Origin of the sequence: Streptomyces sp. NBC_01537, assembly GCF_045040445.1 — a bacterium.
Lineage (GTDB): Bacteria > Actinomycetota > Actinomycetes > Streptomycetales > Streptomycetaceae > Actinacidiphila.
In genome coordinates this window covers 9,819,665-9,839,364 of the sequence record NZ_CP109392.1, presented here as the reverse complement: position 1 = coordinate 9,839,364, position 19,700 = coordinate 9,819,665, and the positions used below count along the sequence as shown (strand labels likewise).

Sequence of the window (19,700 nt, the reverse complement as noted above, 5' to 3'; positions counted from 1 at the left end):
CCAGGGGGGTCGAGGGGCGGTGCAGCGGGACCGCAGGATCGCTCAGGCGATCCTTGAGGTCCGTTCCTCACCCGCGCGAGGCAACCGCCGGTGCGTGGTGCGCGGCGGGGCCGCCGCCGGGGCGGCGGGGACGGTGGTCACGGCAGCTCTTTCAGGCCGTGCTCCGTCAGCGGGTCGCGGGCAGGGTGCACACGGCGCGCCGGTCTCCGGCGAGGGGGGCTCGGTACGAACGGACACGGACGACCTCCAGGGGCGTCGGACTGCGCAACGCGATGCCGGGCCAAGGATGCCGAGTACTTCGCCCTGAACGAACCGGTCTCCGGCCCACGTCGAGCGGCCGCCGAGCAGTTCTGGGCCGGCCGTCCGGCGGCCGCCGGACGGCGGCCGCGGCGGAACTCCTGGGGGCGTGCGAGGCGTCCGCCCCGCTCCAGATACGTACAAGTCGCTTTCCAGGGCGGGTCTATTCCTCCTCCTTATCGTGGCGGGACGGGTCCCTTCCGGCGGTTGGGACAGAGTTCTCGCTCATCTGCCATGGAGGAACCACATGCCCGCTGTGCCGCCCCCCGAAGTCGTCCGCGCCGCGGAGAAGACCCGGGCGGACCTGCAGAAGCAGGTCCGGGAGCTGGCTCCGCCCCCGTTCGCCCTGCTCGAACTGGCCATGGGCTCCATGGTGACCCAGGCCCTGTACGCCGCCGCCGAACTGCGCGTGGCCGAGGCCCTGCAGGCCGGTCCGCGACCGATCGAAGAGCTGGCCGCCGAGGTCGGCGCGGACGCCGAGGCGCTGGGCCGGGTGCTGCGCCTGCTCGCCTCCCAGGGCGTGTTCACGCGCCACGACGACGGCCTCTGGGCGCTGACTCCGATGGCCGACGCGCTGCGCGCCGACCACCCGGTGACGATGCGCGACATCTGCGTGCTGATGGGCCACCCGACGCACTGGGACGACTGGAACGGTTTCCTGGACGCGGTGCGAACCGGCGAGCCGAGCCTGCCGAAGCGGCGCGGAATGGGCGCCTTCGAATACCTCATGCAGAATCCGGAATACGGTGCGGTGTTCATCGGCGGGATGGGCAACATGTCCTCCACCGAGACCGCACCGGTCGTGGCCGCGTACGACTTCTCGCAGTTCGGCACGGTCCTGGACTTCTGTGGAGCCAACGGCGGGCTGCTGGCCGGCATCCTCAACAGCGCGCCCGACACCAAGGGCATCCTCTCGGACCCGCGCATCGCCGCGAACGGCGCTGCGGAGTTCCTGGCGGCGCAGGGTGTCGCGGACCGCGTGACCCTGGCCGACGGCGACCTGTTCGACCCGATGCCGTCGGGTGCGGACGCGTACGTCCTCAAGCACATCGTGCACGACTGGCCGCAGGAGCAGGCCCTGCAGATCCTCCGCAACGTGCGCGCCGCGATCAAGCCGGGCGGCAGGCTGCTGCTGGTGGAGATGGTGGTCCCGGAGGGCGACGAGCCGCACTCCGGCAAGCTCGTCGACCTGTGGCTGCTGCTGCTCGTGGGCGGCAAGGAGCGCACCCGGTCGCAGTACGCGGAGCTGGTGGCGAAGGCCGGCTTCAAGCTGGAGCGGGTCGTGGAGACCGCCGCGGCCGTCTCGGTCGTGGAGGCCATCGCGGTCTGACGCACCGCCCCTGAACTGCCCCGGTACCGCGTTTCCCCCGACGCGGAACCGGGGCTCCCCGCATGCCCGCCCCGTACGTCGCCCCCCGCACGCCGCAGCCCCCGCCCCGCCGTCCGACCGGCGGGGCGGGGGCTGCGGCGCCCTGAGGGGGTCAGGCGGAAGTGGCTCCCAGCCACCGCTCCAGCGCGGCCGCGAGCCCTTGCGCGGGCTCGCCGGCCCAGGCCACGTACCCGTCGGGACGGACCAGCAGCGCAGGGACGCCGGCCAGTACGTCCGGGCCGTCAACCGGCTTGGCGGACACGGTGTGCACGTCGAGGCGGCCCTGCCAGCCGGCTGCCGTACGGCGCGCCCCGGCATCGTCGGCGAAGTCGAGCAGTACGGCCCGGCCCGGGTGCAGCAGCCGCGCGGTGCGCTGCTCGCCGTCGGCGCCGACCAGCAGCCGCGGTGGCATCCGGCGGCCGACCAGCGGGTGGGCGTCCTCGCCTGCGCCGAGGTCGTAGCGGATGTCGAGGTGGCTGACCGCTCCGGCCAGGTGCCGCTTGACGTCGTCGTACCGGACCAGCTCGCCGAACAGCTCGCGCAGCGGGTCCGACTCCGCGCCGCCGAGGAAGACGATCCCCTGGGCACGGGTGTTGGCCAGCAGGCGGCGGCCGACCGGCCACCGCTCGGCGTGGTAGGTGTCCAGCAGCGCCGCGGGGGCGTCGCCGCGGACCACGGCGACCAGCTTCCAGCCGAGGTTGGCCGCGTCCTGCACGCCGGTGCTCAAGCCCTGGCCGCCGGCCGGCAGGTGGATGTGCGCCGCGTCGCCGGCCACGAACACCCGGCCCCGCCGGTACTCGCAGGCCTGGCGGGTGGCGTTGGTGAAGGAGGACACCCAGTCGGCGCCGCCGTGCGAGATGTCCTCGCCGGTGATGCTCCGCCAGGCTTCCGCGACCTCCTCGAAGGTGACGGTCCGCTCGCGGCCGTGCGCCGGCCGGCCGTCGGGGCAGACGATGATCCGGTCCACGCCCTCGGCGAGCGGGGCCGCCATCACCATGCCGTTGCCCAGGCGCTCGCCGAGGAACCGCGGCCGCAGGGAGCAGCCGGTGACGTCGGCGAGGTACATGCCCTGGGTGGCGTCGGTGCCCGGGAACTCGAAGCCGGCCGCCTTGCGGACGCGGCTGGAGCCGCCGTCGGCGCCCACCAGGTACGCGGCGCGCAGCCGCTGCTCGTCGCCCTCGGGCGTACGGACGGTGATCTCGACGTGGTCCCCGTCGAGGAAGCCGTCGGCGAGCGAGACGAACTCCCAGCCGCGCCGGATGTCGGCGCCGAGTTCGGCGGCCCAGCCCTCCAGCACGGCCTCGGTCTGCCCCTGCGGGATGCCGCGGGCGCCGAAGTGGGCGTCCTCGAGGACGGTGAAGTCGAACTGGGCCCCGCCGAAGTGTCCTACGGGGCTGGTGGCGAGGGTCTCGCCCTGGCCGAACCGGGGCAGCAGCCCGCGCTCGTCGAACACCTCCATGGCACGGGCGGTGAAGCCCAGGCCACGGGACTGCCCGGTAGGCGCAGCCAGTTTCTCGATCACGACGACGCGGGCTCCGCCCAGGCGCAGTTCGCCGGCGAGCATCAGTCCGGTCGGGCCGGCGCCGACGACGATGACGTCGGTGTCCGCCGCTGTCCCTTCGGTCCCTTGCATGGGCTGTCCTTCCTGACAGTGGGGATCACTGGAGACTGGGTTGTGAGTGGGTGTGCGGCGGGGTGCGGACGTACACGTGGGGACGCGCTCGCAGGGGGAGTGCGGACGTGCCCCCGGTCCGGGGACGCTCAGGGGGTCGGTGGGCGGGCCGGGCCGAACCAGCGGCCGAGCGCCTCGGCCAGCCCGTCGCCGTCGTCGTACCGGCCCACCCACGCCACGTGGCCGTCGGGCCGTACGAGAACGGCCCCCGGCTCACCGGGGAGCGAGCCGGGCTCCGGGTCGCCGGCGACCGCGGTGACCCGGTCGGCCCAGCCGGCGGGCACCCGTACGCCGGTACCGCCCACGTCGAGCAGCAGACCGCCGCGGGCGCGCAGCAGCTCGGCGGTGCTTCCGCGCTCGCGCCCGCCGGACCGCACGACGGTGTGCGGCAGCCGGGCGCCGAGCAGCGGGTGCGCGGGGCCGGGCACCGGGTAGCGCACGTCGAGTGCGCTGATCATCCCGGCCAGGTGGGCCCGTACCTCCTCCAGGCCGGTCAGCTCGACCACCAGCGCGCGCAGCGGCTCCACCTCGGGGCCGCCGAGCAGCAGCAGGGCCTGGGCCCGGATGTTCGCCAGGACCCGGCGGCCGACCGCGTGCCGCTCCTCGTGGTAGGTGTCGAGGAGGCTCTCGGGAGCCGGCCCGCGCACGGTGAGCGCGAGCTTCCAGCCGAGGTTGAAGGCGTCCTGGAGACCGAGGTTGAGGGCCTGGCCACCGACCGGCATCTGCCGGTGGGCGGCGTCCCCCGCGAACAGGACGCGCCCGTGCCGGTAGGAGGCGAGCTGCCGGGAGGCGTCGCCGAAGGAGTTCACCCACAGCGGGGTACCGCCGCTGATGTCCTCTCCGGTGACCCGCTTCCAGACGGTGGCGACCTCCTCGAACGAGACGTCCGCGGTGCGCGGGCCGGCCGTCGAGCCGAACTCGTGGACCATGACGCGGGTGACGCCCTTGTCGTTGCGCCAGGCGATGGCCAGCCCGCGCTCCAGGCGCTGGAAACGCCGGTTGGGGATGTCGATGCCCTCGACGTCGGCCCGCAGCAGTTCCCGGCCGGCGTCGTGGCCGGGGAAGTCCACCCCGGTCAGCCGCCGTACGGTGCTGTCCTCGCCGTCGCAGGCGACCAGGTAGCGGGCGCGCAGCCGCAGGACTCCGTCCCGTCCGACGGCCTCGGCCTCGACGTACTCGCCGACCTCGCCGGCGGCGACCAGTTCGTGGCCGCACCGGATGTCGACGCCGTGCGAGATCGCCCGCTCCTCCAGGACCGCCTCGGTCTTGGCCTGCGGCACCTTCCACTGGCCCGGGTGGGTGCTGGGCAGGGTGAGGTCGAGCGGGAGGCCGCCGAAGTGGCCGCGCGGCTCGTGGGGCGGCGTGCCGACGTCGGGCAGCAGTTCCCGCGCGTCGAGGATCTCCATGGTGCGGGCGTGCAGCGTGGAGGCCCGGGACTCGGTGGACGGGGCCTTGCGCTTCTCGACCACGACCACGTCCACGCCGCCGCGTGCGAGTTCGGCGGCGAGCATCAGCCCGACGGGTCCGGCACCGACGACCAGGACCTCGGTGCCGAACCGGTCCGGGCGGCCCGCGCCGCCCGGTGCCGGCCCGGCACCGCCCGTTGCAAGGTCGGGCGCCATCCTCAGGAGGCCTTCGACTCGGCGTAGGACTTCGACTCGGCGTAGGCCTTCGCGTGCGCGAGGGTGGCGCAGCTGTTGGTGGACAGCGCAGTGTGCACGTACGCGCGGGCGTCGGCGACGGTGGCTTCGTCCCCGAGGCAGCGCGCGATGTTCTCCGTGTTGAGGCTGACGGTGTGCTGCGAGGATGCGGCGGTGCCCTCGTCGGTCTCGACGAACGTCCACTCGCCGGTGTGCAGGGTCATCAGCGCCGGCAGGGTGACCTGCTTGTAGGCGATCTTGTCGTGGGGGAAGACCACCCGGTACGACTTGGTGGTGTGCACCGAGCCGTCCTTGGCGCGGGTGTCCATCTCCAGCTCCTGCAGGCCCGGGGTGTCCTCATCGAGGCGCACCACGGCCACGTGCGGGAGCCGCTCGGCCCACAGCTGGGCCTCGTTGATGAAGTCGAACACGTCCTTGGCGGAGCCCGCGACCTGGACGGTGTCGGTGAACGAGAAGGTCAGCTCCTCGGTCTCCGCGGCGTGCGCCGCCTCGACGTTGACCTTGAGCGCGGCCAGCTCGGAGGTGCTGTTCCTGTCCACCGCCCGCGCGATCCACAGCAGGTCGTGCGCGTCGTCGTCGATGGCGCTGTAGTCGTGCAACAGCCGGACGCGGGACTCCGCCTCGCCGAGCGGCTCGATGATCCAGGTACCGCCCATGTGCTTGACGGGCTCCGCCGGGACCTCCTGGCGGAAGGTGATGCGCAGGCCCTCCGGGTCCAGGGTGCGGCGCGAGGTCCAGTTCTTCGGCCGGCCGTTGGCGGTCGCCCAGATCCGGATCTTCTCCTCGGCGCCCTCGGCCTCGATCTGGTCCACGTGGATGGTGGGCGGGAAGATGCGCGGCCAGTTGGTCACGTCCGCGAGCAGCTGGTAGACGGCGGCGGCCGGGGCGCCGACGGTGATTTCGTGCTCGACCTCACGCGTGGTCATGACGGGTTCTCCTCAGGTGGTGTTCGGGGGTGCGTGGGGCGGGCACTGCTAGAAGTTGCCCAGGCCGCCGCAGACGTTGAGCGCCTGCGAGGTGATGGAGGCGGCGGTGTCGGAGGCCAGGTAGCCGACCAGGCCGGCGACCTCCTCCGGGGTGGAGTAGCGGCCGAGCGGGATCTTCGCCTGGAACTTCTCGAGGATGGCGTCCTCGGAGGTGTCGTAGGCGGCCGCGTAGCCCTGGCGGACCTTCTGGGCCATCGGGGTCTCGACGTACCCGGGGCAGACCGCGTTGACGGTGATGCCGGTGGGGGCCAGCTCGTTGCCCAGCGCCTTGGTGAAGCCGACGACGCCGTGCTTGGAGGCGGAGTACGGAGCGCCGAGGACGACGCCCTGCTTGCCCGCGGTGGAGGCGATGTTGATGATCCGGCCGCGGTCCTTGTGCCGCATACCGCCGGTGCCGAGCACGGCGCGGGTGACGCGGAAGACGCTGTTGAGGTTCGTCTCGATGACGTCCTGCCACAGCTCGTCGGTGATGTCGGCGGTCGGTCCGCCGCCGGACCGGCCGGCGTTGTTGACCACGACGTCGACGGTGCCGAAGCGGTCGACGGCGGCCTGGACGAAGGCGTCCACCGAGGTGGTGTCGCGGACGTCGACGACCGCGCCGTCCACGTCCAGGCCCTCGGTCTGGAGCTCCTTGACGGTGGCGGCGACGTTGTCGGCGTTGCGGGCGCCGATGAACACCTTGTGGTTCTGCGAGGCGAGCAGACGCGCCGAGGCGAGGCCGATGCCACTGGTGGCGCCGGTGACGACGGCGACCCTGGGGGTGGCGTGCTGGGTCATGTCCGGATCCCTTCAGGCAGCCGTGGCAGGCGCGAGCTGCATGTTGACGACGTCGATGAAGGTCCGCGGCGTGTGCGCGTCGTTGACGGCCTCCTCGTCGAGGGAGATGCCGCACTCGCGCTCGATGAGGCTGCCGGCCTCCAGCAGGGCGAGGGACTCGTAGCCGAGCACGTCGAACTCGGTGTCGAGGATGTCGCCGTCCAGGTCGACGCCCTCGGCCACGCCCGCGGCCTCCTTCAGGATGCGCTTGAGGTCGTCGAGGGTGAACGCCTTGGTGACCATGGTGGAAGTCCCTTTCGTCATGATGCTGCGTGGGTGGTGGCGTACGTGTGGACGAGGCCGCCCTACTCGGCGGCGCGCACGACCATGGCGGAGTTGAACCCGCCGCTGCCGCGGGCCAGGACCAGTGCGCTGCGCACCGGTGCCGGGCGCGGCCGGTCCAGGACCAGGTCGAGCAGGTAGTCCGGGCACGGGTCGACGTGCACGGTGGGAGGGATGACCCCGTCGCGGATGGTGAGCAGGGCGGCGGCCAGGTCCAGCGGGGCCGCGCCCGAGTACAGGCGTCCGGTCATCGTCTTGGGCACGGTCACCGGGACGGCCCGGGCTCCGAAGACGGCGGTGATCGCCTCGGCCTCGATGCGGTCAGGACCGGGGTCGCCGGCGCCGTCGGCGAAGACGACGTCGATGTCGCCGGAGTCGGCGCCCGCGTCGGCGAGGGCGAGCTCGATGGCCTTGCGCAGGCCCGGCTCGCGGCCGCTGCCGGGCCTGGGGTCCATCGTCGAGCCGTGGCCGGCGATCTCGCCGTAGATGCGGGCGCCGCGGGCGCGCGCCGCGTCGGCGTCCTCGGTGATGAGGATCGCGCCGCCCTCGCCGGGCACATAACCGCGGGAGTCGCGGTCGAAGGGCAGGTAGGCGCGGGCGGGCTCGTCGCTGGTGGACAGCTTGCCGGTGGACAGCTGGGCCACCCAGCCCCACGGGCAGATGGAGGCGTCGACGGCTCCGGTGACGATCAGCGAGGTGCCCTTGCGGATCTGGCGGCGGGCGTGGGCGACGGCGTCCAGGCCGCCGGCTCCCTCGCTGACCACGACGCCGGCCGGGCCCTTCATGCCGTTGCGGATCGAGATCTGGCCGCTGTTGACGGCGTAGAACCAGGCGAAGGACTGGTACGCCGAGACGTACTGGCTGCCCCGGCTCCACAGGCTCTGCAGCTCACCCTGGCCGAACTCGAAGCCGCCCGCGGCCGAGGCCGTGATGACGCCCATGTCGAACTCGGACATCTTCGCGGGGTCGACGCCCGCGTCCTGCAGCGCCCAGTCCGTGGCCACCAGCGCGAGCCGGGTGACCCGGTCGGTCTGCGGCAGGATGCGTGAGGGCAGGTGGTCCTCGGCGACGAAGCCGGGGACCTCACCCGCCAGGCGGGCGGGGTAACTCGACGGGTCGAAGCGGGTGATCCGGCCGATGCCGTTCTTTCCGCCAAGAGTCGCCGACCAGTAGTCCTTGGCACCCAGCCCGTTGGGGGAGGCTATGCCGAGGCCGGTGACCACTACCGACGCGGTCATACGAGGTTCCTTTCGGGGCTGGCCAGCACCATGGCGCTCTGGAAGCCGCCGAATCCGCTGCCGACCGTGAGGACCGCGTCGACCCGCTGGTCCCGCGCGGTGACGGGGACGTAGTCGAGGTCGCACTCGGGGTCGGGCGTCGTCAGGTTGGCCGTGGGCGGTACGAGGTCGTACTCCATGGCCAGGGCGGACGCGGCGATCTCGATGGAGCCGATCGCGCCGAGCGAGTGCCCGACCATCGACTTGATGGAGCTGACCGGCGTGCGGTAGGCGTGGTCGCCGAGACTGCGCTTGAAGGCGGCCGTCTCGTGCCGGTCGTTCTGCTTGGTGCCCGAGCCGTGCGCGTTGATGTAGTCGATCGCCTCGGGGTTCATGCGGGCCTCGCCGAGGGCGATGCTGATGGCCTCGGACATCTCCCGGCCATCGGGGCGCAGGCCCGTCATGTGGTACGCGTTGGAGCGCGTCGCATAGCCGGCGATCTCGGCGTAGATGTGCGCGCCGCGCTCCTTGGCGCTCTCCAGCTCCTCCAGCACGAAGAAGGCGGTGCCCTCGCCCAGCACGAACCCGTTGCGGGTGCCGTCGAAGGGGCGCGAGGCGCTCTGCGGATCGTCGTGGCGGGGGGTGGTGGCCTTGATGGCATCGAAGCAGGCCATCGTGATCGGGGAGATCGGGGCGTCCGAGGAGCCTGCGATCACCACGTCCGCCGACCCCTCGCGGACCAGCTCGACGGCGTAGCCGACCGAGTCGAGGCCGGAGGTACAGCCGGTGGACACCACGGTGGAGGGGCCCTCGGCGCCCACGGCCCAGGCGACCTCGGAGGCGAAGGAGCTCGGCACCATGTGGTCGTAGAGGTGCGGGACCGCGTAGGCGTGGTCGACCAGGTCGAGCCGGCCGCCGTCACTGACGACCCGGTACTCCTCGTCGAGGCTCATCGTGGCGCCGACCGCGGAGCCCACCGTGACACCGATGCGGTGCGGGTCGATCCCGCCCAGGTCGATGCCGCTGTCGGCGACCGCGCCGCGCGAGGCGACCACCGCGAACTGCGCGGCCCGGTCCAGGCGGCGCACCTCCTGCGCGGTCAGCCCGTGGGCGTACGGGTCGAAGTCGATCTCGGCGGCCACCCGGGAGCGGAAGGGCGCGGGGTCGAAGAAGGTGATCCCGCGGGTGGCGGTGCGGCCCTCGCTCAGCAGGTTCCAGAACTTCTCCTTGCCGACACCACCGGGGGCGATCACCTCGATTCCGGTGATGACGACGCGTCGGCGGGTCACGCGGACGCCTCCCAGCTGTAGAAGCGTGCGGCCATCGCGTCGGCCGGTGAGCGCCAGCTCTTGGGGTCGTAGGCCTCGATGAAGGGCTTGAGGTCCTGGCTGATCCCGACGAAGCGCGGGTCGCCCTTCGCCTGCTCGATCAGCTCGCCTCCGTTGTCCTCGTCGAAGTCCTGGAGGTGGAAGTACAGGCCCCGGTACGAGAACAACTGGCGGCGCCGCGTTCCCATGCGCTGGGGCATGTCCGTCGCGTCGAATTCGGAGAACAGCTTTGCCACATCGGCGGACGAGGCTGCTGCCATCCGGGCGACAATCAACGTGCTGTGCATAAGGTTTGGCTCCTCAGCGTGTGCGCGGGAGAGCGCGGTGCGGACGCGGCCTGTGTGGCGGCCTGAATTCGCCACTGGCTTGACGGTCCCGCCTGGCGATAGGGCGCCGCACGGGGAATTCTCGAATTCCGCCGGAGCGGGTGCACAGTGCGCCTTCTCATGGATGGGGGCATGTAACGCGGGACGCCCGGCGCCCTGAGCGGGGTGCCGGGCGTCCGGGGCATTGCGGTCCCGTCGCGCCGTGGAGAGCGCGCCGGTTCACTCGCCGGCGGAGCGGGAGTGCACCACGGTGTACGAGTTGATGTACGGGGCGCCGGTGGAGACGGCGTGGACGCGGTTCTGGGCCTCCTGGCGCGCGGCGGACTGCTGCTCCGGGGCCTGGTTGCGGTAGGAGTCGAAGGCCTCCTTGCTGTCCCACTGCGAGTAGGAGACGACGAACTTGCCGTCCAGGCCGCGGGCGCGCAGGCCCCTGAGGACCACGTGCGAGCGGAAGCCGGGGACCTCGGCGAAGAAGTCCTGACCCTTGCCGAGGGCGTCGATGGCCTCGTCCTGGCCGTCGTCGGTCACGGAGAAGACGCCGAGGACGGTGTAGTCGTCGCGGTGCGGGCCGACCTCGACCCTGCCGTCGAGGGCGCCCGAGGTCAGCGTGTAGGCGACCTCGTTCTGCAGCAGCTTGATCGAGGTGGTGATCTCGCCGAAGACGGGGAGGGTGCGGTGCTTGAACTCCTCGCCCTCGTATCGCCGCTCCAGGTCCTCGCCGCTGCGCCACTGGATGAAGTTGGCGGTGCCCAGGCTGTCGACGCCCGCGTGCACGGTGCTGTTCATCCAGCCGTCGTAGGTGGCCGCGTCGACGATCTTCCGCATCTCCTCGACCAGGCTGTCCTGCTTCTCGGACGCGTCGGTGGTGAAGAGGTTGAGGACGGTCAGGTGTTTGTCCTCAAGGGAGATGAAAGGCATTCTTCTTCGCTTCCTGTGGAGGGTACGGACGGAGCGGGACGGAAAGGCACTCAGTTGGCGGGACCGAACCAGCGGGTGAGAGCTTCGGTGAAGCCTTCGGAGCCGGCGCCTTCGGGCGCGAGCCAGGCGACGTAGCCGTCGGGGCGGACGAGGATGCCGTCCACCGGGGCGTCGCAGTCGGGCTGGTCGGCGCGGACCACCTCGACGCGGTCGGCCCAGCCGGCGGCCGCCTCGCGCAGGCCGTGGGCGCCGCCGAGTTCGAGGAGCACGGCGCGGCCGGCGTTCAGCAGCGCGAAGACCGAGGTCTTTTCGCCGTCGACGACGAGTTCCCGGTCGGGCAGGCGCCGGCCGAGCAGCGGGTGGTCGCCCGCGCCGACGTCGTGGCGGATGTCGAGGCCGGTGACCATGCCGGCGAGGTGGCGGCGGACCGATTCGTGGTTGTCCACCAGCTCGGTGAAGACCTCGCGCATCGGGGTGATGTCGTCGCCGCCGAGGTAGAGGATGCGCTGGGCGAGGGTGTTGGTCAGGATCCGGGCCCCGACCGGGTGCCGCTCGCAGTGGTAGGTGTCGAGCAGGCCCTCGGGCGCCCGGCCCCGGATGTCCAGGGCGAGCTTCCAGCCGAGGTTCACCGCGTCCTGGATGCCCGCGCTCATGCCCTGCGCGCCGATGGGCAGGTGGATGTGCGCGGCGTCACCGGCCAGGAAGACCCGGCCGCGCCGGTACTCGGTGGCCTGGCGGCTGTTGTCGGTGGTGGAGCTGACCCACAGCGGCGTGGCGCCACTGATGTCCTCGCCCGTCAGGCGCTGCCAGGATGCGACCACCTCCTCGAAGGTGATCGCCTCGGGGCTCTTGCGCAGCGGCTCGGCGCTGTCGAAGTAGATGACGCGGCTGCGGTCCGGGCCCATGGGGATGACCATCACCATGCCGCCGGGGACGCGCTCGCCGCTGAAGCGCGGGCGCAGCGGTACGCCGGCCACGTCCGCGAAGCGCAGCTCGATGGCCGGTTCGGTACCGGGGAAGTCGATGCCGGCGAGCTTGCGCACGATGCTGCGGGCGCCGTCGCAGCCCACCACGTGGCGGGCGCGCAGGGTGAGGGTGCCGTCCGCGCCCTGCGCGGTGAGCGTCACGCCCTCGGCGTCCTGGGCCAGGCCGGTGACCTCGACGCCGCGGCGGATCTCGGCGCCCAGTTCGCGCGCCCAGCCGCCGAGGACGCCCTCGGTACGGGCCTGCGGGATGCCGCGGGCGCCGTACGAGCCGCCTTCGAGCACCCGGTAGTCGAGCGGGACGCCGCCGAAGTGGCCGACCGGAATGACGCCGACCTCGCCGAAGCGGGCGATCAGGCCGCGCTGGGCGAATTCCTCGATGGTCCGTGCAGAAAAGCCGAGCGCCCGGGATTCCTTAATCGGCTCGGCAAGTTTGTCAAGGACTGTCACCGAGGCTCCATTGAGCCTCAACTCGCCCGCGAGCATGAGTCCGGTGGGCCCGGCTCCCACAACAATGGCATCTACATCAAAGGTGCTCATCCCGCCTCTTCCCACTGGTGTTCGGCCAGTATCACGAGGGCCCGTGCGGGGCGTAAAGAGTGATTGATACAGACCTTCGACAATCAATGACAGAAAAGCGTCAGCAATGTCAGATCTTTGTCAGGCGGGGTTGCCCGGACGGGACGGGCCAGGCGCATTCTCAAGGATGACCTCCACCGAAATCCTCGAGGAATCCGGCACCGCAAGCCTTCTTGTGGCGGCCCTTTTGAACCGCTATCTGGTCTCCCTCGACGACGAAGAGCCCGACGACGCCTGGGCGGCGGAACTGTTCACCCCGGACGCGGTGGTGGCCTTCCCCCCGATGAGCCGGCACGAGGGCACCGAGGGCATGGCCGAGTTCCACCGCAAGGCCCTGTCGTCCTTCGCCGCCACCCAGCACCTGGGCTCCCCGGCCGTGGTCGTCCTGGACGGGGACCGGGCCACCCTGCGCGCCAACCTGATCTCCACCCAGGTGCACCACCCGCGCCACGTCCCGCCGCAGGGCGTGCTCGCGCCGCTGTTCACCACCGGCACCTTCGTCAACGGCGAGGCCCTGCGCACCCCCGCCGGGTGGCGGCTGACCCTGCTGTCCTTCCGCCTGCTGTGGGCGGACGGCACTCCCCCGCCGGCCGCGTAGGCGCGCGATACGGGTGACCGCGCGGCGCAGCCGGGACGGCCGCCGCCGCGCGGCCGGGCGCCGGGGCTGCGGTGGTGCGCAGGTACTGCTCAGGTGTTGAGGGCCAGTACCCGGTCGACCTCGATCTCGATGACCACCCGGCCGGGCGGGTTCGGCGGCGCCGACCGGTACCGCTCGGCGTACCGCCTGACCCCCTCGGCCACCCGCCCAGGTTCGCGCACCACCGTGCCGGAGCCCTCCAGCGTGACCCAGGTGAAGCCCTGCACCTGGCAGATCGCCACCCGGCCACCGGGGCCGGTCAGCAGGTTGCGCGCCTTGCGCGAGGAGGCGACGGTCATGACCCGGACAAGGCCGGCCTTCCCGTCCCAGGTGAACCGTACGGGCGCCGTGTGCAGCGTCCCGTCGGGCCTGACGGTGGTGAGCACGCCCACGTGCTCGGGGCTGTTGAGAAACGCCTCGACCGAGGGCGACACCTGCGGTGCGCCGGCGCGCTGCTTCGACAGCGACATCGGGTGATTCCTTTCTTTCGCTGGTGCTCGACGGCCGCGGCGGGGCGCCGGCGGCGCTGTCCCGCATGGGGGCGGACCCGGCGGCGGCCGAACCGGTCCGCCACGCGGTCCGGGTCCGGGCAGGCAGCGTGCAAAAGACCGCTCGACCGGGGCCGGAGCGGCGCCAGTGCTGTGACCGCCTTGGTTCACCGGGTTGCGCAGCCACCCGGGGGCCGGGGCGGCCGACGGCCGGACAGCCCTTAGTCGATACCGCGGACGATGGCGGACTCCTCGAGGAACTCCGCGTCGTCCTCGTCCACGCCGGCCAGCCGCAGCGGCGGTGCGACCTCCATCGGGACCAAGCCGAAGAAGTACATCTCGACCTCCCGGAAATCTTGCCTGTTGTCGTAGGTGAACATGGGCGGCTCCTTCACGATGAGTCGCTCCACGGTGTCAAGACCCGCTAGGGATCCGCTCGACGTCGGCTCGCTCACCGATCGAGTGAAGGCGGAAGCGGGCCGCCCGCTGGGCTGCCGAGCCGCGCCGCTGGGCGATCCGCGGCGGCTCGTCCCCTTCGAGGACGGCGAGCACCTGGGTGAGCGTCGTCTCGGCGCTGGTGGCGGGCAGTTCGCGCAGCAGCCGCGCGCAGTGGCCCACCAGCCGGACCGCGTCGGCTCCGGACATCCGGGACCGGTCGTGTGCGGCGGTCAGCGTCAGCGAGCCGTCGGGGCCGCGGTGCGTGAGCAGGGCCACGGGGAAGGCGGTGTGCGCACCGCTCGCGTACAGCGGCTCGATCCGCACGCCGTGGTCGGCCAGCACGGCGCGCAGCTCCCGCGGCGGGCGCGGCACGCTTCCGACGGCCACCAGGCTCGCCAGCAGCGGCCCGCCGCCCGTGGCCCGGCCGGTCCACTCGTGGATCTGCCCGGCGGAGACCCACTCGTACGCCGCCATGTCCAGCGCGCGGTCGCGCAGCACCGTCAGCAGCCGCCCCAGCCGGTGCGCCGGATCGACCTGGACGGACATCGGCAGGCAGTTGCGCATCGGCGCGGGCAGCCGCTCAACGGCCTCCAGGGCGATGCCGCGCCCCGAAACGGTGACGCCGAATCCGACCTGCGCGGGGCCGCTCAGGCCCGCGCCGCGGTACAGCAGCATCGCCCAGACCGCCTGCAGCGCACTGGAGTCGGGCACCGCCTGGGCCGCGGCCCAGCGGTACAGCCGCTCGGCCTCCTGGGCCGACAAGCGCACCTCGGCGCGGCCGCAGCCGCTCTCCAGGGTGTCCGGGCCGGGTACGGCGGGCAACACGGCAGGCGCGCCCTCGGGTACCGTCCGGGTCCAGAACTCCCGTGCCGGGCCCGGGTCCTGGCGCTCCAGCCAGCGCGCCCAGTCGCGGATGTCGGGCCGCCGCTCCCCTCCGGGCAGCGCGCCGCCGGCCAGATAGGCCCGGCAGAACTCGTCCAGGAGGACGAACACGCTCCAGGCGTCCAGCAGTGCGTGGTGGAAGGTGAGCAGCATGCGCGTGGCGGGCGCGGCGGGCGCCGGGTCGTCGACCAGGGTGACCCGCAGCGGTCCGGGGCCGCGCAGGTCGAAGCCGCGCAGCCGGTCGCGTTCCACCAGCTCGTCCCAGTCGACGCCGCCGGCCCGGTGGCGTACGACCTCGACGGCGGCCCGGTCGTGCAGGACCACTCGCGGCCACGGCTCCCAGTCGACGGCGGCGCGCAGCACCGTCTCCCGGTCGGTGACGGACTGCCAGGCCGCGGTGAACCGCTCGGTGTCCAGCGGTCCGCACCAGCGCCAGGACAGCTGCTCGACGTGGCGGCCGGTGCCGCGGTGCTCCAGTGAGTCCAGCAGCAGGTCGTGCTGCCACCAGGTCAGCGGCAGGGCGGAGCCTGCCTGGCGACCGCCTCGTCCCCGGCCCGCGTGCGGGCGGCTCGGCCTGGCCATGTGGTCGCCCTCCTCCGGTCCGGATCATCCCGGGGAGCGGGGCGCCCGAGGGCGCGGTACTCCCGGGTCCACCGTGGAGCAACCCGCTGCCGGAGACCTGGCAGAGCGCTGGCGCGCCTCAAAACCCGCCGCAGAGCGCCTCAAGGCCCGCACCCGGGCCGCAGGTCAGCTCGCGCTCTGGTTCATCGCCGACAGGAACCCCTGGTCGAGCATGGTCCCCACCGACGTGTCGTCCGCGGTGTACAGCCCCGCGTCGTGGCAGGCCGTGCTCAGCAGGTAGCGGCCCATCACCGGGTGCGTGGCGAAGCCCCACTCCCCCCGGGTCGCCGCGCTGCCGTCCGCGGCGTGCAGCCGCGCGCCCGTCAGGCCGGACTCCGTGAAGCCGAACTCCTTGAAGCCCAGCCGCAGCCCCTGCCCGAGCGCCTTGCTGTACGCCTCCTTGAGGGTCCACAGCTTCAGCGCGTACGGGACCCGCTCCGCCTCCGGCAACCCGGCGATCTCCGCCACCTCGGCCGGGGTCAGGATCTGCGCCTCCAGCAGGTCCAGCCGTACGTTGCGGCCGGCCGGCTCCACGTCCACGCCGATCCGGCCCGTGCGGCTCAGCCCGACGGCCATCAGGTCGCCGGTGTGGGACAGGCTCAGCTCGATCTGGTCGAAGCCGCGCAGATAGGGGCGCCCGCCCAGCCGGTAGGCCAGGTCGAGGTACTCCGGCGGGATGCCGAGCGCCGCCGCCGCCGTGTACTTGATGAGCAGCCGGGCGGCCGCGAAGCGGTAGCGCACGGTGGCGTCGGGGGTACGCCGGTAGCGGTCCCAGTCCGGCCCGAGCAGCTCGCGCAGCCGGGGTGTGGTCAGCACGCTGGGCAGCCATTCGCTCCAGGTCGTGTGGACCACCGCGTTGCCGAGCCCGGTCAGGTTCTCCTTCACCCCGTGCCACGGACCGTGCGGCCGCGGCACACGAAGGGGGGCGGCGCATCTCACCTGGTCCATCGTCGTCTCCTGCGTGTAGTGCCGTCCGTCCCGGTCCCGCGGGGCCGACGGCGATCTGGCCGAGGCGTTCGTCCACCGCCCCGGCACATCTGCGGTGCCGTGACCGGAAGGCGGCCGGGCGAGGTCACCGCACGCCTCAACCCGCCAGCGCCGTCCCGTACAGGTCCAGGCTCCGCCCCTCCCGGCACCGCTCCAGCACCTCACCGAGCACCGAGCCCACCACGCCCTCGGGAAGGTCCGGTACCACCGCACCCAGCCGCCGCACGATCCGGCTCAGCGCGAGCACGGCCCAGGCGGGCTCCTCCAGGAACGATCCGGTCCCGGCCTGCCCCTCCCACATGCCCAGTACCGCCGCCGCCGCGAGCACCAGCGCGTACCGGTCGGCCAGCGCGCAGGCCTGCGCGTCGAATCCGGTGCCGCCGACCGGCGCGCTCAACGCGGCGCACCGCGCCCTCAGCACCCGCAGCTCCGCCACGAACGCCTGCGCGAGCCCCGCCAGCACCGCGTGCGGCGACCCGTCGGCGTACCCGCAGCGCCCCTTCGCCAGCCGGCCCGCCGCGCCGACCAGGGTCGCCGTCAGCAGGTCGTCCGTACCGGAGTGCGCCAGGCGCCGGTGGTCGAACGGGGGCAACGGCGCCCCCGGTTCGAACAGCCCCGCCGGCGGCTCCGGTGTACGGAACCACGCCGTGCGCGCCAGCGCCGGCAGCTGCGGCACCAGCACCGCCTGGCATACGGCCGTCCCCGCGTGTCCGAGACCGGCCACCGGCAGGTCCCGTACGAGCTTCTGGAAGCCGCCGTGCAGCGGCCCGCGGTCGTACCCGCGGGCGCCGAGCACGGTCGCCAGCTCCTCCAGGTCCTCACGCAGCAGGTCCGGCATCGTGTACTTGACCGCGGCGGCCAGCAGGTACGAGTCCTCCGGCAGCAGGCTCATCGCCCGCAGCCCGGTGACGGCCATGCTGTCGCAGGCCAGCAGGTCCGCGAAGACCCCGGCGAGCACCTTTTGCCAGCGGCGGGCAGGCCGTCCGTCGGGCCGGTTCTCCACGGCCGCGCGCACCGCCTGGCGCAGCACGCTGTCCACGCCGGCCAGCACCACGCCCGGAATCAGGCAGTGGCTGATCTGGAAGCTGCGCAGCGCCAGCGACACCCCTTCACCGACCTCGCCGACCAGCGCCTCGGGTCCCGCGGCCGCATCGGCGAATTCGAGTCCGGAGAAGTGGGCGCCGCGCATGCCCGGCATCTGGACCCTGCCCAGCCTGCGCACCTCGCCGGAGGCGGGCGGCCCGGGGCCGAGCAGCAGCACGGAGTGGCTGCGCGGACCCTCCTCGCGCGCGGTGCGCGCGTACACGACGAAGGCCTCGGCGCGGTGGGCGTTGATGACCGCGTCCTTGTGCCCGTTGAGCATCCAGCCGCCGTCCGGGCCGGGCTCCGCCTCGACCTCGTTGCGCAGGATCGCGTTGGCGTGCGCCACCTCGCGGTGCACGATCGTGACCCGGCCGCCGTCGAGGAGGTGCGCGGCCAGCGCCCGGCGCTGCGGCTCGTCCCCCGCGGTCCACACCGCGCAGGCGGCGAAGAGCGAGGTGATGCCGAATCCGTAGCCGAGCGCGAGATCGCGGCGGAACAACGGGCGCAGTACCCGCGCCAGTTCCTCCAGATCGGTGAGCCGGCCGCCGAGGTCGTACGGGACGAACTCGGCGCCCAGGCCCGCCTCGGCGAGCAGTGTCTCGGTGGCCGCCGGCGCCTCGCGGGCCTCGTCGGCGCGCAGCAGCGCCAGGTGTCCGTGCGGGTTGTCCGGGTCAAGGGGGTCGCCGAGGGCCGCCTCCAGCCGGGCGGCGCGCTCGGACGCGGCGGCGGGCGCCGCCTCACCTGTGTCCCGTACGGGGGCGTGGGTGTCCCGTACGGGGGCCGTGGTGTCCTGGACCGCGGTCACAGGACGCGGATCGAGTCGATGGCGTACTGCGCGGCGTGGCGCAGTACGGACAGGCCTGCCTGGCCCATCGCCTCGCGCACGTGCCGTCCGGCGGCCACCGCGTCGGTGCCCTCGCCCAGCACGCTCTCGATGTTCTCCTCGCACAGCAGCACGCTGTGCCGGGCCGTCAGGTTCACCCCGGACTCGTCGGGCTCGATCGACCACTCGCCGGTGTGCGCGGTCAGCAGGGGCGAGGTCCGGGTCTGCTTGTAGCAGATGCGCTGGGTGCCCGGGAAGCAGATGCGCACCGATCCGGTGCTGTGCGCGCTGCCGTCGACGGACAGGCTGCCCATGGACATCAGCTGTACTCCCGGCTCGTCCTCGACCAGGTCGACCCGGCTGACGTGCGGGAGTTCGGCGGGCCAGTCCCGCGCCCGGTACAGGAAGTCGAACACCAGCTCGTCAGGGGCGTTGACCCGTACGGTGTCCTCGAAGGACCACACCAGGTCGTCCAGACGCGTCCAGCACTCGGCGAGCTCGGCCAGCCGGTCCAGCTGGGCGCGGCTGTTGTCGCGGGTGACCCGCTCGACCCAGGCCACGTCCGCCGGCACGTCCCGGGCGACGGTGTAGGAGTGCTGCAGGGTCACCTTGGCGGCGTACTCACCCAGCGGCACCACCGTCCACACGCCGCTCATGGACTGCGTGGGCGCGGCGGGCAGGTCATGGGTGAACTCCACGCGCAGCCGCTCCACGTCCAGGCGCCGGCTGGACACCCAGGACTTGACGGTCTCGCCCGCGGTGACCCACATGCGCAGCCGCTCCCGCGTCCCGTCGAAGTCGAGCTGCTCGACATGGACACAGGGCTGGAAGAACAGCGGCCACCGGGTGGCGTCCGCGATCAGCCCGTACATCACTCCGGCCGGGGCCGCCGCGATCACTTCGTGGACCGTGCGGTGCACACGCGCATCCGACATCTTCCACACCCTCCTCATTGGTACGCCGACCGGCACTGTGCCGGGGCGCGGCGGGACTGCGACCCCCGCCCGGCACGGTGCCGCCACTGCGCCGGTGCCCTCGCCCCGGCGAACCCGTCCGCCTGCCGCTGAGGGCCGCCGACAGACGTTGTCGTGCCGCGCCGGGCTGACGGCCGTGCCCAACGACACTGTCCGGAACCGCTCGCAGACCGCACGGGCCTGACTGGAGCGCGGCTCCAGCCACCCGCTGTGTCCGCCTTGATCCGAAGGCCCGGCCTCCCGTTCTGGCCGTACGCCCCTCTCGCGGGAGGGCCCGCGCCCCCGCCGCCCGAGCCGTCCTCGAGCCCGGCCGCCGAGACTCTCCGGGCGGAA

Annotated in this window: 18 protein-coding genes; 2 read left to right on the top strand and 16 right to left on the bottom strand. The window is 72.8% G+C overall.

Features of this window, described 5'->3' with window-relative positions; all coding sequences use genetic code 11:
• The first annotated feature begins 544 nt into the window (after nt 1–544).
• Nucleotides 545–1,627: a methyltransferase gene (locus OG607_RS45260; RefSeq protein ID WP_405717167.1), complete on the top strand. Its 1,083-nt coding sequence runs from the start codon at nt 545–547 to the stop codon at nt 1,625–1,627.
• A gap of 151 nt (nt 1,628–1,778) precedes the next feature.
• Here the strand turns inward: OG607_RS45260 and OG607_RS45255 are convergent, their stop codons facing one another.
• The 10 genes from OG607_RS45255 to OG607_RS45210 form a co-directional block, all read right to left on the bottom strand.
• Nucleotides 1,779–3,299, bottom strand: a complete 1,521-nt coding sequence (locus OG607_RS45255; protein ID WP_405717169.1) for an FAD-dependent monooxygenase — start codon at nt 3,297–3,299, stop codon at nt 1,779–1,781.
• Between the two features lie 128 nt (nt 3,300–3,427).
• Nucleotides 3,428–4,960, bottom strand: coding sequence for an FAD-dependent oxidoreductase (locus OG607_RS45250; protein WP_405717172.1), 1,533 nt, complete (start codon nt 4,958–4,960; stop codon nt 3,428–3,430).
• Nucleotides 4,961–4,962: 2 nt separating this feature from the next.
• The gene (locus tag OG607_RS45245; RefSeq protein ID WP_405717175.1) at nt 4,963–5,925 is read right to left on the bottom strand and encodes an aromatase/cyclase; all 963 of its coding nucleotides are present in this window, start codon (nt 5,923–5,925) and stop codon (nt 4,963–4,965) included.
• A gap of 48 nt (nt 5,926–5,973) precedes the next feature.
• Nucleotides 5,974–6,762 (bottom strand): 3-oxoacyl-ACP reductase FabG, encoded by a 789-nt coding sequence (fabG, locus tag OG607_RS45240; protein ID WP_405717177.1) that lies wholly within the window; start codon nt 6,760–6,762, stop codon nt 5,974–5,976.
• A gap of 12 nt (nt 6,763–6,774) precedes the next feature.
• Complete coding sequence (locus OG607_RS45235; protein WP_405736447.1) at nt 6,775–7,044, bottom strand: acyl carrier protein; 270 nt, start codon at nt 7,042–7,044, stop codon at nt 6,775–6,777.
• A gap of 62 nt (nt 7,045–7,106) precedes the next feature.
• On the bottom strand, nt 7,107–8,321 hold the full coding sequence (locus OG607_RS45230) for a ketosynthase chain-length factor (protein WP_405717180.1): 1,215 nt from the start codon (nt 8,319–8,321) through the stop codon (nt 7,107–7,109).
• The gene (locus tag OG607_RS45225; protein ID WP_405717183.1) at nt 8,318–9,589 is read right to left on the bottom strand and encodes a beta-ketoacyl-[acyl-carrier-protein] synthase family protein; all 1,272 of its coding nucleotides are present in this window, start codon (nt 9,587–9,589) and stop codon (nt 8,318–8,320) included. Before OG607_RS45225 ends, OG607_RS45230 begins: the two co-directional genes overlap by 4 nt.
• Nucleotides 9,586–9,915, bottom strand: a complete 330-nt coding sequence (locus OG607_RS45220) for a TcmI family type II polyketide cyclase (protein ID WP_405717186.1) — start codon at nt 9,913–9,915, stop codon at nt 9,586–9,588. Before OG607_RS45220 ends, OG607_RS45225 begins: the two co-directional genes overlap by 4 nt.
• A 258-nt stretch (nt 9,916–10,173) precedes the next feature.
• Entirely contained in the window at nt 10,174–10,872 is a 699-nt protein-coding gene (locus tag OG607_RS45215; protein ID WP_405717189.1) for an antibiotic biosynthesis monooxygenase family protein, read from the bottom strand.
• Between the two features lie 50 nt (nt 10,873–10,922).
• Entirely contained in the window at nt 10,923–12,395 is a 1,473-nt protein-coding gene (locus tag OG607_RS45210) for an FAD-dependent monooxygenase (RefSeq protein WP_405717191.1), read from the bottom strand.
• Nucleotides 12,396–12,561: 166 nt separating this feature from the next.
• Between OG607_RS45210 and OG607_RS45205 the strand changes: the two genes are divergently transcribed.
• On the top strand, nt 12,562–13,032 hold the full coding sequence (locus OG607_RS45205; RefSeq protein WP_405717193.1) for a nuclear transport factor 2 family protein: 471 nt from the start codon (nt 12,562–12,564) through the stop codon (nt 13,030–13,032).
• Nucleotides 13,033–13,121: 89 nt separating this feature from the next.
• Here the strand turns inward: OG607_RS45205 and OG607_RS45200 are convergent, their stop codons facing one another.
• From OG607_RS45200 to OG607_RS45175, 6 genes are all read right to left on the bottom strand, one after another.
• Nucleotides 13,122–13,541 carry a pyridoxamine 5'-phosphate oxidase family protein gene (locus tag OG607_RS45200; protein ID WP_405717196.1) on the bottom strand — a complete coding sequence of 140 codons (420 nt, stop codon included), beginning with the start codon at nt 13,539–13,541 and terminating at the stop codon, nt 13,122–13,124.
• Nucleotides 13,542–13,780: 239 nt separating this feature from the next.
• Nucleotides 13,781–13,939 carry a hypothetical protein gene (locus OG607_RS45195; RefSeq protein WP_405717198.1) on the bottom strand — a complete coding sequence of 53 codons (159 nt, stop codon included), beginning with the start codon at nt 13,937–13,939 and terminating at the stop codon, nt 13,781–13,783.
• Nucleotides 13,940–13,973: 34 nt separating this feature from the next.
• On the bottom strand, nt 13,974–15,461 hold the full coding sequence (locus tag OG607_RS45190) for a condensation domain-containing protein (RefSeq protein WP_405717200.1): 1,488 nt from the start codon (nt 15,459–15,461) through the stop codon (nt 13,974–13,976).
• Nucleotides 15,462–15,626: 165 nt separating this feature from the next.
• A complete protein-coding gene (locus tag OG607_RS45185) occupies nt 15,627–16,448 on the bottom strand; it encodes a 4'-phosphopantetheinyl transferase family protein (RefSeq protein WP_405717203.1) in 822 nt (273 codons plus the stop codon).
• A gap of 136 nt (nt 16,449–16,584) precedes the next feature.
• Nucleotides 16,585–18,375 carry an acyl-CoA dehydrogenase gene (locus OG607_RS45180; protein ID WP_405717205.1) on the bottom strand — a complete coding sequence of 597 codons (1,791 nt, stop codon included), beginning with the start codon at nt 18,373–18,375 and terminating at the stop codon, nt 16,585–16,587.
• Nucleotides 18,372–19,328: an aromatase/cyclase gene (locus tag OG607_RS45175; RefSeq protein ID WP_405717208.1), complete on the bottom strand. Its 957-nt coding sequence runs from the start codon at nt 19,326–19,328 to the stop codon at nt 18,372–18,374. The genes OG607_RS45180 and OG607_RS45175 overlap by 4 nt, the downstream gene beginning before the upstream one ends.
• Between the last annotated feature and the right edge of the window lie 372 nt (nt 19,329–19,700).

Bases quoted from the DNA above. Each gene is read 5' to 3' on its own strand.
- OG607_RS45190 (WP_405717200.1), bottom strand. From the start codon at position 15,461: ATGGCCAGGCCGAGCCGCCCGCACGCGGGCCGGGGACGAGGCGGTCGC.
- OG607_RS45260 (WP_405717167.1), top strand. From the start codon at position 545: ATGCCCGCTGTGCCGCCCCCCGAAGTCGTCCGCGCCGCGGAGAAGACC.
- OG607_RS45255 (WP_405717169.1), bottom strand. From the start codon at position 3,299: ATGCAAGGGACCGAAGGGACAGCGGCGGACACCGACGTCATCGTCGTC.
- OG607_RS45185 (WP_405717203.1), bottom strand. From the start codon at position 16,448: ATGGACCAGGTGAGATGCGCCGCCCCCCTTCGTGTGCCGCGGCCGCAC.
- OG607_RS45235 (WP_405736447.1), bottom strand. From the start codon at position 7,044: ATGGTCACCAAGGCGTTCACCCTCGACGACCTCAAGCGCATCCTGAAG.
- OG607_RS45220 (WP_405717186.1), bottom strand. From the start codon at position 9,915: ATGCACAGCACGTTGATTGTCGCCCGGATGGCAGCAGCCTCGTCCGCC.
- OG607_RS45195 (WP_405717198.1), bottom strand. From the start codon at position 13,939: ATGTTCACCTACGACAACAGGCAAGATTTCCGGGAGGTCGAGATGTAC.
- OG607_RS45175 (WP_405717208.1), bottom strand. From the start codon at position 19,328: ATGTCGGATGCGCGTGTGCACCGCACGGTCCACGAAGTGATCGCGGCG.
- OG607_RS45205 (WP_405717193.1), top strand. From the start codon at position 12,562: ATGACCTCCACCGAAATCCTCGAGGAATCCGGCACCGCAAGCCTTCTT.
- OG607_RS45245 (WP_405717175.1), bottom strand. From the start codon at position 5,925: ATGACCACGCGTGAGGTCGAGCACGAAATCACCGTCGGCGCCCCGGCC.
- OG607_RS45230 (WP_405717180.1), bottom strand. From the start codon at position 8,321: ATGACCGCGTCGGTAGTGGTCACCGGCCTCGGCATAGCCTCCCCCAAC.
- OG607_RS45250 (WP_405717172.1), bottom strand. From the start codon at position 4,960: ATGGCGCCCGACCTTGCAACGGGCGGTGCCGGGCCGGCACCGGGCGGC.
- OG607_RS45215 (WP_405717189.1), bottom strand. From the start codon at position 10,872: ATGCCTTTCATCTCCCTTGAGGACAAACACCTGACCGTCCTCAACCTC.
- OG607_RS45210 (WP_405717191.1), bottom strand. From the start codon at position 12,395: ATGAGCACCTTTGATGTAGATGCCATTGTTGTGGGAGCCGGGCCCACC.
- fabG (WP_405717177.1), bottom strand. From the start codon at position 6,762: ATGACCCAGCACGCCACCCCCAGGGTCGCCGTCGTCACCGGCGCCACC.
- OG607_RS45200 (WP_405717196.1), bottom strand. From the start codon at position 13,541: ATGTCGCTGTCGAAGCAGCGCGCCGGCGCACCGCAGGTGTCGCCCTCG.